Here is a 15,634-nt window from a genome sequence, read left to right on the forward strand (position 1 = left end):
AAGCTGGTAAAACCACATTATGGAAAACCGAGTATTTTTCGACAAAACTTTCGAACACACCACATTTCAGAAAATTGACCTGCTGGATTCCGAATTTGAGCAATGCCAGTTTATAAACTGTAGCTTTCCCGATAGAGATCTGTCCAATGTTCGCTTTATTGAATGCAGCTTTGATCAAATCGATCTAAGTAACTCCAGGCTTTTTAAAACATCCATTCAGGACTGTTTATTTGATACCTGCAAACTGATGGGACTATCTTTTGATCAATGCGAAATGTTCGGTTTTAATTTCAAAGCACAGAACGGCATTTTCGATCATTCCAGTTTTTATAAAGTCAGATTACCAGGTTTTCAGGCACAAAACTGTAGCTTTAAAAATGTAGATTTCACTGAGGCGATACTGAAAGAAGCCCATTTCAAAGGATCAGATTTTACAAATGCTATTTTCGAACGCACTGAGTTGGAGAAGGCAGATCTTTTGAATACAAGTAATCTTAGGCTCGACCCTGAAGTCAACCTTATAAAGCAGGCTAAATTAGATTTGGAAGCGTTACCAGGCCTACTTACAAAGTTCAGCTTGAATATCAAACAATAAAAAAACCGCCCAGATGGGCGGTTTTTTCTTTATAATTATCATCCTATGAAACTGCTTTAAGCTTGCTCATAGTAGATTTATTCAGTTTGTCTTCAGCATATTCTCTGGTTACCGTAAAATGATCCTGATCACTTTCTGGCATCTCGAACATAGCATCGGTCAAAATAGCTTCGCATAAGGATCTTAATCCTCGTGCTCCTAACTTATATTCTATTGCTTTATTTACAATATAATCCAGAGCATCTGAAGTGATATCAAATTCGATATCATCCATCTCGAAGAGTTTCTTATACTGCTTGATGATCGCGTTCTTAGGTTCTGTAAGAATTGCTCTAAGTGTTTCACGATCCAGCGGATTCATATAAGTAAGCGCTGGCAATCTACCAATGATCTCCGGTATTAATCCAAATTCCTTTAGATCCTTAGGAATGATATATTTTAATAGATTCGTACGCTCGATCTTGTCCTCACTTTTTGATGCACTAAAACCAACAGCCTGCATGTTCAATCGCTTGCTTATGATCTTGTCGATCCCATCAAAAGCTCCTCCGGCGATAAACAGAATATTCTCCGTATCTACCTCGATAAATTTCTGATCTGGATGCTTACGACCACCTTTAGGCGGTACATTGACCGTAGTTCCTTCCAGCAATTTCAATAATGCCTGCTGAACACCTTCCCCGGAAACATCTCTGGTTATAGAAGGATTATCACTCTTACGGGCGATCTTATCGATCTCATCAATAAATACGATCCCACGCTGTGCCTTTTCAGTATTATAATCGGCTGCCTGTAAAAGTCTGGTAAGTATACCTTCAACATCCTCACCTACATATCCTGCTTCAGTAAGTACTGTAGCATCTACAATGGCTAGTGGCACGTTCAGCATTTTTGCAATCGTTCTGGCCATAAGGGTTTTACCGGTACCGGTTTCCCCAACCATCACTATATTACTTTTCTGAATTTCTACATCATCATTTTTCTCAGGTTGTAATAGTCTTTTGTAGTGGTTATAAACCGCGACAGACATCACCTTCTTCGTTTCCTCCTGCCCTATGATGTACTCATCCAGAAAGGATTTGATCTTCTTAGGCTTACTAAGCATAAGATCTGAAGAAAGTTCTTTCGCTTCTCCCTGTTTCGACTCTTCGATCACAATACCATGAGCCTGCTCAATACATCTATCACAGATGTGAGCATCAAGACCTGCGATCAATAAATTAGTCTCAGGTTTTTTTCTACCACAGAAGGAACATTCTAAATCTTCTTTCGCCATTATTTAATTTTTCAGATTTTGACTTCCTTTGAAGTCCTGCACAATTATGCTTCTCTTTTAAGTACTTCGTCAATCATTCCGTATTCCTTGGCTCTTTCAGCCTTCATCCAGTAATCACGATCACTATCCTCATGGATCTTCTCGTAAGTTTGTCCTGAATGTTGCGCAATGATCTTATATAATTCTTCTTTCAAGGTTACGATCTCTCTGGCAGTGATCTCGATATCACTCGCCTGTCCCTGAGCACCACCCATAGGCTGGTGAATCATCACACGGCTATGTGGCAAACCACTTCTCTTTCCAGCCTGACCTGCACATAATAGCACAGCTCCCATACTGGCAGCCATTCCCGTACAGATCGTAGCCACATCAGGTTTTATGAACTGCATGGTATCATAAATACCTAAACCAGCATAAACACTACCTCCTGGTGAGTTGATATATATCTGGATATCTTTAGAAGAATCCGTACTCTCTAAGAATAAAAGTTGAGCCTGTACAATATTTGCTACCTGTTCATTAATTCCTGTTCCTAAAAAGATAATTCTATCCATCATCAATCTGGAAAAAACATCCATTGCTACGGCATTCATTTGTCGCTCTTCAATGATGTTAGGAGTCATCCCTGTAGGAAGCATGCTGCTCACTATCTTATCGTAATAATTGCTGTTGATGTTATGATCTGAAACAGCATATTTTTGAAATTCCTTTCCGTAGTCCATCAATTTTTTTGAATTTTTCTAATCTTAAACAATTTCCCGAATAAAACCAAAAAAGGCGTTACTCGGGTTGAGTTAACGCCTTAAAGATAATTAATATATCCTAAAAAGGCTTACTTATAAATTGCTTTCACAAATTCTTCGTAAGTCACTTCTTTTTCATCAAATTTCATTTTTTCCTTATAGAATTTGAGAAGTTTCTCGTTCATTAACTGCTCTGAAAGTCTCTTAACCTCATCCTGGTTGGAAAGAATTCTTGCAGCGATATCATCAAGTTCTTTTTCTGAAGGATCCATTTGACCAAATTGAGCCATTTGTTCCTTGATCTTTTCTGAAGCAAATGCTTTCAGATCGTTGAAATCTACACTAAGATCATTATCGTTTACAACTTTTCCTTCGATCAACTGGTAACGAAGACCTTTCTCGCTTTTTTCATATTCTTCAGCAGCTTCCTCATCTGTTAATGGTTTCTCACCAACTGTCTGTATCCATTTCTGAAGAAAATCTTTAGGTAGCTCGAAATTAGTATTTTCGATAAGCTTTTCAGTAATATCATTCATCAATTGCTGGTCGCTCTGCTGCTGAAATTGCTTTGCTGCATCCTCCTTAATCTTATCCTTCAATTCAGTCACAGAAGTCACCTTATCCTTACCGAAAAGTTTGTCGAATAATTCCTGATCAAGATCTGCAAGTTCTCTTTCATTGATCTCAGAAATAGTAAATTCTACTTCAACATCAAGATCGTTAGCTTTTTCCTGATCGATGCTTAGGTGATTTACCAAGGCATGCTCATCTTCGAAAAGATTTTTAGTCTTCAAAGTTAGAGTATCTCCAACTTTAGCTCCTACAAATTTCCCAAGGTTTCTCTTTCCTTTGATTGCAGCCAGCTCAATTGTGGTATCATTCTCAATACCTTCTTCCTCATTCTTGAAAGTTCCCGCAACGGTATCTCCTTCTTCTACAACATCTTTAGTCTTCAGCTTACCATATTGCTTTTGGATGCTTTCAACCTGATCGTTCACCATTTTCTCATCGGCAACGATATTATATTTTCTTACCGGATCTTTAAGATCAAGATCTACATTAAATTCTGGAGCAAGTCCAAGTTCGAATTCAAAAGAATAGTTCTCACGATCCCAGTCAAAATTTTCCTGTTCCTTCGGAAGTGGATTTCCAAGGACATCCAATTTCTCTTCCGTTAGGTATTTATTAAGGCTATCCTGAAGAAGCTTGTTCACTTCATCCACCAAAACAGCCTGTCCATATTGCTTTTTGACCATTCCCATTGGTACATGACCTTTTCTAAAACCGGGAATATTGGCATTCTTTCGGTAATCTTTTAAAATCTTATCTACTTTACCGGCGTAATCTTCTTTAGCGATATCAACTTTTACTACCGCGTTTAATTCATCAATATTCTCTCTGGTAATATTCATTTTGATCTTATATAAAAATTGGAGTGCAAAATTACGCTTTTTCTTAAAGTCTGCAAACTTTCAATTTGTTGAAATTCAGTTAAATCTAATCTGATTTCAGAATAGAAAAGAGTACCGACTGGAACAGGGAAAGCAATAAACTGAAAATTATAGCCATAAACCATCCACTCACACTAAATCCATCGATGAAACCATCTGCCATAAATATGATAATCGCGTTGATGATTAGAAGAAATAACCCGAGAGTTAGTATGGTAACAGGCAAAGTAAAAAGTACCAGGATAGGTTTTACAATAAAGTTAAGTAGAGAAAGGACTACTGCAACGATGATGGCAGTCCAGTAACTATCTACAGAGACACCTGGTAAAATCTTGGCTAATATGACCACAGCCACGGCTGTAAGTAAAAGTCTTAGTAATAATCTCATGCTATTATTGGTTGATTTGCTGGTAAAATTGCAAAAAAAAGACCGGTCAAAACCCGGTCTCTTCAATATTTATGTCAATTTTAATATTACTGCACGTCCTGACTTAGAGTTACAGTTCCGTAAGAACCAACATTGGCCTTTGGTACATTAGAACCATAGGTTGCGTTGATCTCATCGATGATCGCATTGGCAATGATCGCATAACCTCTAGGAGTTAAGTGAACTCCATCCAGTGAAAAAGCTCCCCCTGTTACAAAATCAGAATTTACACTTCCACCATCGAACGAAATTCCACCATTATCCAATTGAGTTAGCAAAGCGTTTGCATCTACGTATCCAAGACCAAATTGATCTGCGTAAGTCTGAATTGAATTGTTGAATTTAGTAGTTGCGTCCTTAATGTTTGCAAGCTCATCACTATCTAACACATCTTTATCATCTATACCGCTTACAGCACCAAATAAAGTGTTCACCTGAGCTTCAGTTGGCATTCCACCAGCTTGAAGAATAGCGATTACTTCACCTACAGACTGAGTAAACTGTACAGATCCATAACCACTTGCCAAAGCGCCCTGATCGATCGTTAAGACCAATAATTCTTCTTCAGTCATTTGACGGAATCCCAGAGGATTTGTTTGGGTTACCGGAGTATCGATCAAAAATCTATTAGGACCTTCGTTGAAAGTGATCGCGTACTGACCTGCCAAAGCCTGAGCCTGAGCAGCAGGAACACCCTGACCAATCAAAACCTGAGTTAAAACTCCAGATACCGCCTGGAAATACTGAGTCAATTGTGTTGCTGTTGCAGCATCTAATGCCAGAGCATTGTTCGGCACTGTTGTAAAATATGGAACTGAAGTTACATCTGGGATGTTGATTAATACTCCATCTGCCGTTTCAGCTAAAGAGCTCGCTAATTGACCATATACTGCATTAAAGATCACAGGATTTGTGATATCACCTTCACCATAAAGTGCAGGATTGGTTTCAGTTACCTGGTATTCTCCAACTCCACCTGATGTTGCATATCCCAGGACATCGTTGTTTCCGATCCATAACGTGAAAAATGTTGGATCCTGAGCTAAGGCATCCTGAAGAACCGTAGCACTTTCAGAACTTGAAAATCTTGCAAAGTATGGGTTTGCAGTACCTGCAGCCACTCCAGCTACGCTACCGTAGTTTGGAGCACCAAGGTGATAGGATTTGGCTCCGGGAACACCCATGTTGTTAACAGGTCCAGCAAATTTATTACTAACCTCGGTAGTAGGCTGAGCTCCAGTATATCTTGCAGGTGAAGGCCCATTGGCTCCTACTGCAAGTACAAATCTATTTTGCGTGATTTGATTTCCTCCTAAGAGCAATCCACCAGCATTATCATTTACAAGTGGCTGAATAAATTCTCCAGTCTCCTGGACAGCACTAAACTTTTCAGCAAGAATACTTGGAAAAGAATTTTGCTGACCGCTTAAATAAAGTGCACCATCTGCATATCCTGCAGTTAACGAATTTCCAAGAGCTACATAGTTGGAGAAATCTGCTTCACCGCTTGTGTAAAAATCTCCGTCTTCAATTGAATTTTCTAGTTCTGGTTCACAGGAAACGATTCCCAGGGCCAGAATTGCCATATATTTAAAATAGTTCTTCATCTTTCTAATTAAATTTTAATAGTTACACCAAGACCTGGTACAAATGCACTTGACTTATAAGTTCCTTCGAAAGGAACACGTTGTCCATTTTCAGTATATGAATCATAAGAAGCGTCAATCTCCTTAAATCTGCTATAAAGGAAAGCAGCATCAATCGCTACATTATCTGTAATATTCACAGATAATCCTCCGGTAAAGTTGTTGGAATCATTTCTTGGAGTTTCAGGAGCAAAGAATCCTTCCTGAACCGGGGAACCATCGAAATAGTAACCAGCTCTCAAAGTAAATGTTTCGTTTGCAGTGTACTGTAAACCAAATCTGTAATTAGAAGAATCCTCATACTCTCTTGGATTTACAGAATCCGGAATATTTGGATTTGCAAAATCAAGATCCAGAGATTCGTAAACTCCCCAGAAAGTACGGTTGTAATCAAAAGCAAATAACCACTTCTCATTCAACTGGTAAGAAACCCCAACACTTAATTCTGCCGGAAGTGGCAATGTTGCATCAAATTGAGTATCGCTGAATGGTGCAAGAGGAGAATTAGGAACATTCTCGAAATCTGCATCACCTTCTTCAGCTTCCACAAGAATTTCTGAACGATAATTTACTCCAACTCTTAGACTATCCACCGGACTCCACATTACACCTGCAGACCACCCAAAGGCACTAACATTTGAAGCATCTATAGTAACGTTGGAACGATTTCCTTCCAGGTCACTAAGAGTTCTATTAAGGTTTCTATTGAAATTAACCGAACCACTAACATAGATTGGACCACCACCTACTGCAAGGTTGTCGGTAATCTTATAAGAGGCTAACGCCTGCACATAAATAGCAGCCAGTTCGATATCATTTACCAGGTGAGATCCCGGCCAGTCTTTTTCCCACTCTACAGTACTACCATAAGGAGTATAAGCTGCAAGTCCAAGACTTAATTTCTCGTTCAACTGATAAGAGAAGTAAGCGTAGAACGGAGTTCCCACAGGGCTATCTGTTCTGGCCATCTGCCCAAATTCATCATTTTGCCATACTACATCAGAGAATACGGCACTTACACCAACAGATGCATTGATCTTGTTCTCTAGGAATACCAGCCCGGCAGGGTTGAAAAACGCGAGTTCAGCGTTGTTAACAACTGCAACTCCGGTGTGTCCCATAGCGAGACCACGCTGACCCTGTAGACTTACCCTGTAACCTCCGGCATAGGTTGTAGCCGCCGCCAACATAAACAGGCTAAGTAAAAATAGTCTTTTCATAATTTAAGTAGGATTATATTTAATATATCTTAAAATGCTCTTGCCAAAAATAGCATAAATTAGATATTATGCAACAATACATTTAAATTTATTATGCATACATAATAAAATCCCGCAGAATTAAAGAAATTCTGACACTCTAACGTAAAAATCCTTCATATTCTCAGCATGAACCCAGTGACCCGCTTTCGATATAGTAGCCACTTCAGCCTCTGGAAAATGTTCTTTAATGAGCTTATGATCTGCCTCTGTGATATAATCAGACTTCTCTCCATCTATGAACAAAACCGGACCATTGTAAGTAGCTCCTGAATATAAAGCTTCTCCCAGGTTATTAATTTTCTCTTTTAAAACATCAAGATTCATTCGTAATGAAAGCTTCTCTTTGGTTTTCCAGTAAAGATTCTTCAGAAGAAATAATTTTACGCCAGGTTCTTTAATATAATCCCCCAGAAATTCTTCAGCAGCACCACGAGAGTTAAGCTGCGCATTATCGAGAGCCGTTAAACCTTTGAGAATTTGTTGATGATGTGGAGCATAATATTTAGGCGCAATATCTACAATGATCAATTTCTTTACGAGCTCCTCATTTTCACAGGCCGTAAGCATCGCCGTCTTACCACCCATAGAATGACCCATTAGAAATATATCTTTAAGATTATGTTTCTCACAGTATTTCACTATATCCTGCGCCATAGAACTATACGAAAACTCCTCACTATGCGGAGATTTACCATGATTTCTCTGGTCAATTAAATGAACCTGGAAACCATCTTCGGCAAATTTCTTACCCAGGGTTTTCCAATTATCAGACATTCCTAAGAAACCATGCAATATTATTAGTGGTTTTCCCTCTCCCAGTATGATCGAATGTAACTCCATATTATTTCAATAATTTCAAATATTTCTGTATAGTTTTTTCAAGCCCCATATATAAAGCTTCGGAAATCAATGCATGACCAATTGAAACCTCATCCAGATGTGGCACATTATTACTGAAGTATCCAATATTATCAAGAGAAAGATCATGCCCTGCATTCACTCCAAGTTTCAGCTCATAAGCCAGCTGAGAACAGGCAACATAGGATTTTGCAGCATTCTCCATTCCTTTAGCATAATCTACCGCGAACTGTTCCGTATATAGTTCGATACGATCAGCACCGGTTTCAGCAGCACCTTCAATGATCTTTAGCTCTGGATCCACGAAGATCGAAGTACGAATCCCATGACTTTTAAATTCTGAAATTACTTCACGCAAATAATCGCGATGCTTAATAGTATCCCAGCCCGCATTGGAAGTGATTGCATCTTCAGCATCTGGCACCAGAGTAACCTGAGCAGGTTTCACCTCCAGCACAAGATCCACAAATTGCTGAATAGGCTTTCCTTCTATATTAAATTCTGTAGTAAGTACAGGTTTCAATTCCCTTGCATCTGCATAGCGAATGTGACGCTCATCTGGCCTTGGGTGAACTGTGATCCCTTCTGCCCCAAACTTTTCAATATTTTTTGCCGCCTTCAGCACATTAGGGACATCCCCTCCACGTGCATTTCTTAAGGTAGCGATCTTGTTGATATTTACACTTAATTTCGTCATTTTCCCTTGGTTTTATTAACAAAAATACAAAGTGCAGCCTGCTTCATTGAATATTATTTTGATTAATTTGCAGAAAAGGAATTGAGTATATGAGTTTGCAGGAATACATTCTAAATGATGTGGAGATCTTGAGCCTTTCAGAAAAGATTGGAGAAGTACACAGATTATTTAATCAACTTACTTATACCCATCTTCCGGTTTCGGAGAATGGAATTTACATTGGTTGCATTTCAGAAAATGATGTGCGTTGTTTTGATAATGATAAAACGCTTGGCGATTATCGTTATGCTCTGGAAGGGTTTTTTGCCCGGGAAAGCAATTACTGGCTGGACAGCCTGGAAGCCTTTGCCCAGAACAACTCCAATATATTACCAGTTCTGAATGATGAAAATCTTTATATAGGATATGTAGAATTGAATGAAATGATCTCTTTATTCAAGGAAACACCTTTTCTACATGAGCCAGGAAACATTCTTGTGGTTGAAAAAGCATTCAAAGATTACACGCTTGGTGAGGTTAGCCAGATCGTAGAATCTAATAATGCACATTTACTGGGAACATTCGTTTCGAAAATAGAGAATGACATGGCCCAGATAACCCTGAAAATATCGCCATCTGGATTGACCGAGATCATCCAATCGTTTAGAAGATATGGGTATATTATTATTTCTGAACATCAGGAAGACACTTTCAATAAAAATTTAAAGGATAGATCAAAATATCTTGATAAATACCTGAATATATAAGTTTATGAAAATAGGTATTTACGGCCAGTTCTACCATGAAAATGCGGGTCATTACATTGGACAATTACTTAATTTGCTTGACGAGAAGAATGTGGAAGTTTTGATCGAAGAAGATTTCCTTCAAATGATCCATGATCATAATTCAATTCAGAAGGAATACCGCCAGTTTAGCGCATTCGAAGAGCTGGACAACACCTTTGATCTCTTCTTTTCCATTGGCGGAGATGGAACTATACTCAAATCTATCAATTATATAAGAAATCTGAATATTCCCATTGTGGGCATCAACACGGGCAGACTTGGATTTCTGGCAACCATTCAGAAAGAACAAATTGAAAGCACCTTAAACGAAATTCTTGAAAAGAAATTTACGCTTTCACCACGGTCTGTACTTACGATAGAAACCAACACTAAAGAACAGGATCCGGTTTTCTCACAAATTGCTTTAAACGAAATCGCAGTAAGCAGAAGGAATACCACTTCCATGATCACTGTAGATACCTGGTTAAATGACCAGTTCCTTACTTCTTACTGGGCTGACGGCCTAATTATCGCCACTCCTACAGGCTCTACCGGTTACTCACTGAGCTGTGGTGGCCCTGTAATCACACCAGATGCTGACTCATTAGTGATCACACCAATCGCACCGCATAATCTAAATGCCAGACCACTGGTAATAAGAGATGGAACCAGGATCAAATTAAAGGTATCTGGCCGGGAAAAAACACATCTTGTATCCATGGATTCCCGTATCGCCACACTGGAAAATGATACCGAAATAATTATTTCAAAAGCACCCTACTGCATAAATTTCGTGGAATTAACTGAAGACAGTTTCCTTAATACGCTACGAAAAAAGCTATTATGGGGCGAGGACAAACGGAATTAAGCAATAAAAAAAATCATTTGTTGTTTATACGTATGTACAAATCTGCTCAAATTATTGCAGGGCAAGTAGAATTGTTATATTTGCAAACTTTTGAAAACCTATGAGGTACCTGATCGCATTTTTCATAATGGCTTTTTTTACCGGAAATTCCTACTCTCAAAAATATGAAGTTGGGGTTTTTGCCGGTGGTGCCAATTTTATAGGAGACGTTGGGAAAACTACATTTATCCTTCCCAATACGCCCGTTGGAGGTTTTATGGCGAAATGGAATGGTAGCCCGCGACATGCATGGAGACTCTCCCTATTATACGCGAAAATTTCAGCAGATGATACAGAGTCTAATGACACAAGGAGACAACAGCGTGGTTATTCTTTTGATAATACGATTGCTGAAGCATCCCTAGGACTGGAATTCAATTTCTGGGACTTCGATCTATCTGAGCCATTACCTCAAAAAACTCCTTATATATATACCGGAATCACCTATTTCAAGGCAGATCATGTCTATTTGAAAGATGGCAGAGCTGGGAATCTATCCAATGAAGGTACCAATTGGGAATTCGCTATTCCCATGGTTTTTGGTTACAAAGAGGCTATCACCGAGCATATTATTGGTGCGCTGGAAATTGGAGCCCGCTATACTTTAACAGATAACCTGGATGGAAGCTGGCCTGAAGAATATTTAGACCGAAGAGAGCCTCAACTGGAATTCGGGAATAGAAACACGAACGACTGGTATGTTTTTACCGGATTGTCATTCACATTTACATTTGGGCGTAAGCCATGTTACTGCTTTTAGATGAACTATAAAGACAATTTAAACCTTGATAAATTACCTGCGCACGTTGCCATTATTATGGATGGAAATGGTCGATGGGCGAAACAAAAAGGTTTTCTTAGAGCTTCAGGACACAAAGAAGGCACTAAAGCTGTTAGAGACACAGTAGAAGGTTGCGCTGAGATTGGCGTGAAAAACCTTACACTCTACGCATTTTCTACGGAAAACTGGAACAGGCCAAAACTGGAGGTTGATACTCTTATGAAACTCCTTGTTTCATCGCTTAAGAAAGAGATCAAGACTCTTCAGGACAACGATATTCGCCTTCATTGTATTGGAAATATCTCCAATCTTCCGAAGAAAGCCAAGAAAGAATTACTGGATGTTATAGAAAAAACTTCATCCAACACAAGAATGACCCTTACTTTGGCGTTAAGCTACGGGAGCAGGGAAGAAATTACCAGCTGTTTCAAACAAATTGCAGAGAAGATAAGTAACCGGGAATTATCCATTGATGCTATTGATGAATCAGTTATAAATGAGCATCTTTACACCCAAAATTTGCCAGACGTTGACCTATTGATCAGGACCAGCGGCGAGCAACGCATTAGTAATTTCCTTTTATGGCAGATTGCTTATGCTGAATTGTATTTTACAAAAATCTTATGGCCAGATTACAGAAGGGAAGACCTTTTTGAAGCCATTTACAACTATCAAAACAGAGAAAGACGATTTGGAAAAACAAGTGAGCAACTCAGTTAGTGCATCCATGACAAAGAAGATTTTTACACTTTTCGCATTTTTTTTCATTTTCAGTATAGCTGCCAAAGCACAGGACCTTCCACTGGGAGATTCTAAGAAATACACCATTGGAGAAATAAAAGTTACCGGAACCACCACCTACAACGAAAAAACAGTCCTTACCTATACCGGTCTTAAATCTGGCCAGGAGCTTTATATCCCAGGTGAGAAGCTTAGAAATGTTATCAATAAACTCTGGTCGTTAGATCTATTTAGTGATATCAATTTTTATATCACCAACGTTGAGGGTAACGTAGCAGATCTTGAACTGGAGATCAAAGAAGTTCCTGTTTTAAACCAAACTACATTTACCGGTTTAAAGAAAAAGAGTGACCGCGACGAGCTTATAGATGAAAATAGCCTTAAACCTGGCACTAAGGTTACTGAAAACCTTATCACTACAACCAGAAATTATATTCAGAATAAATATAAGAAGGAAGGTTACTTCAATACAGATGTTTATATACAGACCAAGCCCGTTGAAGATACTACCGGAGCAAATAAGGTAAATATGCTGGTTAACGTGAATAAAGGAGATCGCGTTAAGATCAAAAGCATCGACTTCAATGGCAACGAACAGCTATCAGATGCGAAGCTGAAGAGGAACATGAAGAATACCAAGCAAAAGAACATAATCAGGTTCTGGAAACGTTCCAAGTTTGTTCGTGCAGATTACCAGGAAGATAAAACTGCGCTAATCAACAAATACAAAGAAGAAGGTTTTCGTGATGCTCGTATAGTTTCAGATACTCTTATTAAGAATGATAAGGAAACCATTAGCCTGAAACTGGACATCGAAGAAGGAAATCGTTATTACGTTGGGAATATTGACTATCTAGGAAACGCTGCTTATACAGACGAGCAGTTAGGAAAAGCTTTAGGTGTTGAAAAGGGAGATATTTACAACGGAGTCCTTATCGATGAAAGAATCCAGAGTAGAGAACCTAATAAAACATCGATCGCCAACATTTATCAAAACAATGGGTATCTTTTTTCCAATATCGATCTTGTAGAAACGAATGTTTACAATGATACGATCGATTTTGAAGTAAGGATCCTTGAAGGTAAAGAGGCCTTTTTTGATGAGATTAGAGTAACTGGAAATAACAAGACCAAGGATCATGTGATCTATCGTGAGATGAGAACCAAACCGGGACAGAAATACAGTCAGCAGGCCGTGGTTTCTACCATTCGTGAATTAGGTGCACTTGGATTCTTTGATGCAGAACAATTAAATCCTGAATTTGTAGATCCAGATCCTCGAGAAGGAACTTTAAGCCTTGAATACCAGGTTGTGGAGTCAGGAGCCAGCCAGATCGAACTACAAGGTGGTTACGGTGGTGGTGGTTTCATTGGAACACTGGGACTATCCTTTAACAACTTTAGCATACAAGGCTTATTTGACAAGGATGCATATGATCCAATTCCAATGGGTGATGGTCAAACCTTATCTCTTAGAGCACAGGCCAGTACTTTCTACCAGACCTACAGCTTATCTTTTAGAGAGCCTTGGCTAGGTGGTGAGGAACCGGTTAGTTTATCCACATCTTTTAGTTATACAAGACAGTTCCTGTTCGATTATGTTGAAAGAGAAGCAGATAAAACAAGAAGTTTTGATATTCTTGGAGTGAGCATAGGTCTTGGAAAAAGACTTAGAGAACCAGACCAGTACGCTACGATCTCAAACGTGGTTGGTTTCCAGAGATATGACCTTAACAACTACAATACAGGACTCTTTACTTTTGGTGATGGTCACTCAAATAACCTTTATTACCAGTTGGGAATTGTAAGGGACAACACCGCTTTTAACCCTATTTTTCCAACTCAGGGTTCTAAATTTGATTTCAGCGCGAAGTTCACTCCTCCATACTCTCTATGGAATGGTGTAGACTACGGAAACCTGGAAAATGATCCCGAGTACCAGTTAAGAGATGATAATGGTAACCTGATCGATAATAATGGAAACAGAGTAACTTCTGAAAATTCTGTTGCAGACCAGGAGAAAGTTGATCAGAAAAAATACAACTGGCTCGAATTTTACAAAATTAAACTGGCAGGAAGCTGGTATGAGACTTTAGCCAACTTTGGTCCTAGTAGTGATCTTGTCCTACGTACACATGCTGAATTTGGATTCCTTGGAGCCTATAACAGCGAAAGAGGTATTCCTCCATTCGAGCGTTACTATTTAGGTGGTGACGGTCTTGGAGCATTCAGCCTTGATGGTAGAGAAACTATACAGTTAAGAGGTTATCCAAACCAGTCTGTTGTGCCTATTGATAGAGGCGTTAATGACAGAGATGACGGAGCGGTAATCTATAACAAATTTTCACTTGAACTTAGATTCCCTATCACATTGAAACCAGCTGCCTCTATCTACGCATTATCGTTCCTTGAAGCAGGTGCGACTTACGACAACTTTAGAGATTACAACCCTTTCCAGTTAAACAGATCTGCTGGTGTTGGACTAAGAGTATTTATGCCAACATTTGGATTACTTGGAATTGACTTTGGATATGGGTTCGACGAGATCGTAGGTGGTCAGCCAGGACCTAATGGATGGGAAACACACTTTATCATAGGACAACAATTTTAAATTGGCACGATATTTTCTATATTCGATCTGAATGAAAAAAAGAATAAACTTCATATTGGTATTTCTAGTGATCGGTCTTAGTACAGCGACGGCTCAAAAGACGATTAGATTAGGGTACATCGATATGGAATATATTCTTGAAAATGTTCCGGAATACCAGGAAGCTTCCAAGCAACTGGAAAGCCGTGTTCAGGAATGGAAAGCGGAAGCCGAAACTAAAATGCGCGCTGTTGAAGCGATGCGGTCCAAACTGGATAACGAAAAAGCTCTTTTAACAAGAGAACTTATCGAGGAGCGTGAATCTGAAATTTCTTACATGGAACAACAGGTACTGGAATATCAGCAAAAACGATTCGGGCCTAATGGTGATTATATGATTCAGAAGAAACAATTGGTACGACCAATTCAGGATCAGGTTTTCACGGCGGTTCAGCAAATTGCTGAAAACAGAAATTTTGATTTTATTTTCGACCGGACTTCAGACGTTGGAATGATCTATGCAGATAAGCAGTACGATGTAAGCGAAACGGTATTAAGAACAATTAAGCGTACCGCAAATCGCGAGCAGTTAGAGGGCCGTGATGAAGTAGAAGAATTTGAACGTGAAGAAAACAGAACGGTAGAACAGGATGCTGAAGTTACCGAACGGGAAGAACTGGTAAAGGAACGCCAGACTGAACGTGAAGCATTGATCGAAGCCAGAAAAAAGGAACGGGATTCCTTAAAGGCTGCGAGACAACAGGAATTTGAAGAAAGACGTGCAAGGATTTTAGCTGAGAGAGAACGTAAAAAGGACTCCTTGTTAAAAGCACGCGAAACTAAGAATGATACTATAAACTAAATTTAAACTTTAATTTTTAACGACGATTACA

Annotated in this window: 15 protein-coding genes and 1 pseudogene; 8 read left to right on the forward strand and 8 right to left on the reverse strand. The window is 39.0% G+C overall.

Features of this window, described 5'->3' with window-relative positions; all coding sequences use genetic code 11:
* Window positions 1–19: 19 nt before the first annotated feature.
* Both ACNKXS_RS01625 and ACNKXS_RS01630 read left to right on the forward strand, forming a co-directional pair.
* Window positions 20–235, forward strand: a pseudogene (locus ACNKXS_RS01625) (pentapeptide repeat-containing protein); the annotation flags it as partial.
* Window positions 236–247: 12 nt separating this feature from the next.
* On the forward strand, window positions 248–595 hold the full coding sequence (locus tag ACNKXS_RS01630) for a pentapeptide repeat-containing protein (RefSeq protein ID WP_417920128.1): 348 nt from the start codon (window positions 248–250) through the stop codon (window positions 593–595).
* A 43-nt stretch (window positions 596–638) separates the two neighbouring features.
* On the opposite strand, the gene clpX is transcribed toward ACNKXS_RS01630, so the two are convergent.
* The 8 genes from clpX to ACNKXS_RS01670 form a co-directional block, all read right to left on the reverse strand.
* Complete coding sequence (gene clpX, locus ACNKXS_RS01635; protein ID WP_141878722.1) at window positions 639–1,871, reverse strand: ATP-dependent Clp protease ATP-binding subunit ClpX; 1,233 nt, start codon at window positions 1,869–1,871, stop codon at window positions 639–641.
* A 44-nt stretch (window positions 1,872–1,915) separates the two neighbouring features.
* Window positions 1,916–2,593, reverse strand: coding sequence for an ATP-dependent Clp endopeptidase proteolytic subunit ClpP (gene clpP, locus ACNKXS_RS01640; protein WP_417919355.1), 678 nt, complete (start codon window positions 2,591–2,593; stop codon window positions 1,916–1,918).
* 110 nt (window positions 2,594–2,703) lie between these two features.
* Window positions 2,704–4,026 (reverse strand): trigger factor, encoded by a 1,323-nt coding sequence (tig, locus tag ACNKXS_RS01645; protein ID WP_417919356.1) that lies wholly within the window; start codon window positions 4,024–4,026, stop codon window positions 2,704–2,706.
* An 85-nt stretch (window positions 4,027–4,111) separates the two neighbouring features.
* Window positions 4,112–4,453 carry a phage holin family protein gene (locus ACNKXS_RS01650; protein WP_417919357.1) on the reverse strand — a complete coding sequence of 114 codons (342 nt, stop codon included), beginning with the start codon at window positions 4,451–4,453 and terminating at the stop codon, window positions 4,112–4,114.
* Between the two features lie 86 nt (window positions 4,454–4,539).
* On the reverse strand, window positions 4,540–6,099 hold the full coding sequence (locus ACNKXS_RS01655) for a G-D-S-L family lipolytic protein (protein ID WP_417919358.1): 1,560 nt from the start codon (window positions 6,097–6,099) through the stop codon (window positions 4,540–4,542).
* A gap of 8 nt (window positions 6,100–6,107) precedes the next feature.
* Window positions 6,108–7,358, reverse strand: coding sequence for an OmpP1/FadL family transporter (locus tag ACNKXS_RS01660; protein WP_417919359.1), 1,251 nt, complete (start codon window positions 7,356–7,358; stop codon window positions 6,108–6,110).
* 120 nt (window positions 7,359–7,478) lie between these two features.
* On the reverse strand, window positions 7,479–8,240 hold the full coding sequence (locus ACNKXS_RS01665; RefSeq protein ID WP_417919360.1) for an alpha/beta fold hydrolase: 762 nt from the start codon (window positions 8,238–8,240) through the stop codon (window positions 7,479–7,481).
* Window position 8,241: 1 nt separating this feature from the next.
* Window positions 8,242–8,955 carry a pyridoxine 5'-phosphate synthase gene (locus tag ACNKXS_RS01670; RefSeq protein WP_417919361.1) on the reverse strand — a complete coding sequence of 238 codons (714 nt, stop codon included), beginning with the start codon at window positions 8,953–8,955 and terminating at the stop codon, window positions 8,242–8,244.
* An 89-nt stretch (window positions 8,956–9,044) separates the two neighbouring features.
* Between ACNKXS_RS01670 and ACNKXS_RS01675 the strand changes: the two genes are divergently transcribed.
* The 6 genes from ACNKXS_RS01675 to ACNKXS_RS01700 all read left to right on the forward strand — a co-directional run bounded on the left by ACNKXS_RS01675 (window position 9,045) and on the right by ACNKXS_RS01700 (window position 15,603).
* Window positions 9,045–9,701 (forward strand): CBS domain-containing protein, encoded by a 657-nt coding sequence (locus tag ACNKXS_RS01675; protein ID WP_295177920.1) that lies wholly within the window; start codon window positions 9,045–9,047, stop codon window positions 9,699–9,701.
* Window positions 9,702–9,705: 4 nt separating this feature from the next.
* The gene (locus ACNKXS_RS01680; protein WP_417919362.1) at window positions 9,706–10,590 is read left to right on the forward strand and encodes an NAD kinase; all 885 of its coding nucleotides are present in this window, start codon (window positions 9,706–9,708) and stop codon (window positions 10,588–10,590) included.
* 100 nt (window positions 10,591–10,690) lie between these two features.
* Window positions 10,691–11,389 (forward strand): type IX secretion system protein PorG, encoded by a 699-nt coding sequence (porG, locus tag ACNKXS_RS01685; RefSeq protein ID WP_417919363.1) that lies wholly within the window; start codon window positions 10,691–10,693, stop codon window positions 11,387–11,389.
* Window positions 11,390–12,130: an isoprenyl transferase gene (locus ACNKXS_RS01690; protein WP_141878733.1), complete on the forward strand. Its 741-nt coding sequence runs from the start codon at window positions 11,390–11,392 to the stop codon at window positions 12,128–12,130.
* 7 nt (window positions 12,131–12,137) lie between these two features.
* The gene (locus ACNKXS_RS01695) at window positions 12,138–14,762 is read left to right on the forward strand and encodes a BamA/OMP85 family outer membrane protein (RefSeq protein WP_417919364.1); all 2,625 of its coding nucleotides are present in this window, start codon (window positions 12,138–12,140) and stop codon (window positions 14,760–14,762) included.
* Window positions 14,763–14,793: 31 nt separating this feature from the next.
* A complete protein-coding gene (locus ACNKXS_RS01700; RefSeq protein WP_141878735.1) occupies window positions 14,794–15,603 on the forward strand; it encodes an OmpH/Skp family outer membrane protein in 810 nt (269 codons plus the stop codon).
* The last annotated feature ends 31 nt before the right edge of the window (window positions 15,604–15,634 follow it).

Source organism: Christiangramia marina (assembly GCF_048285865.1).
Classification (GTDB): domain Bacteria; phylum Bacteroidota; class Bacteroidia; order Flavobacteriales; family Flavobacteriaceae; genus Christiangramia; species Christiangramia marina.

Excerpts from the sequence above, each read along its gene's own strand:
- ACNKXS_RS01630 (WP_417920128.1), top strand. The coding sequence starts at position 248 with ATGGGACTATCTTTTGATCAATGCGAAATGTTCGGTTTTAATTTCAAA.
- clpX (WP_141878722.1), bottom strand. The coding sequence starts at position 1,871 with ATGGCGAAAGAAGATTTAGAATGTTCCTTCTGTGGTAGAAAAAAACCT.
- clpP (WP_417919355.1), bottom strand. The coding sequence starts at position 2,593 with ATGGACTACGGAAAGGAATTTCAAAAATATGCTGTTTCAGATCATAAC.
- tig (WP_417919356.1), bottom strand. The coding sequence starts at position 4,026 with ATGAATATTACCAGAGAGAATATTGATGAATTAAACGCGGTAGTAAAA.
- ACNKXS_RS01650 (WP_417919357.1), bottom strand. The coding sequence starts at position 4,453 with ATGAGATTATTACTAAGACTTTTACTTACAGCCGTGGCTGTGGTCATA.
- ACNKXS_RS01655 (WP_417919358.1), bottom strand. The coding sequence starts at position 6,099 with ATGAAGAACTATTTTAAATATATGGCAATTCTGGCCCTGGGAATCGTT.
- ACNKXS_RS01660 (WP_417919359.1), bottom strand. The coding sequence starts at position 7,358 with ATGAAAAGACTATTTTTACTTAGCCTGTTTATGTTGGCGGCGGCTACA.
- ACNKXS_RS01665 (WP_417919360.1), bottom strand. The coding sequence starts at position 8,240 with ATGGAGTTACATTCGATCATACTGGGAGAGGGAAAACCACTAATAATA.
- ACNKXS_RS01670 (WP_417919361.1), bottom strand. The coding sequence starts at position 8,955 with ATGACGAAATTAAGTGTAAATATCAACAAGATCGCTACCTTAAGAAAT.
- ACNKXS_RS01675 (WP_295177920.1), top strand. The coding sequence starts at position 9,045 with ATGAGTTTGCAGGAATACATTCTAAATGATGTGGAGATCTTGAGCCTT.
- ACNKXS_RS01680 (WP_417919362.1), top strand. The coding sequence starts at position 9,706 with ATGAAAATAGGTATTTACGGCCAGTTCTACCATGAAAATGCGGGTCAT.
- porG (WP_417919363.1), top strand. The coding sequence starts at position 10,691 with ATGAGGTACCTGATCGCATTTTTCATAATGGCTTTTTTTACCGGAAAT.
- ACNKXS_RS01690 (WP_141878733.1), top strand. The coding sequence starts at position 11,390 with ATGAACTATAAAGACAATTTAAACCTTGATAAATTACCTGCGCACGTT.
- ACNKXS_RS01695 (WP_417919364.1), top strand. The coding sequence starts at position 12,138 with ATGACAAAGAAGATTTTTACACTTTTCGCATTTTTTTTCATTTTCAGT.
- ACNKXS_RS01700 (WP_141878735.1), top strand. The coding sequence starts at position 14,794 with ATGAAAAAAAGAATAAACTTCATATTGGTATTTCTAGTGATCGGTCTT.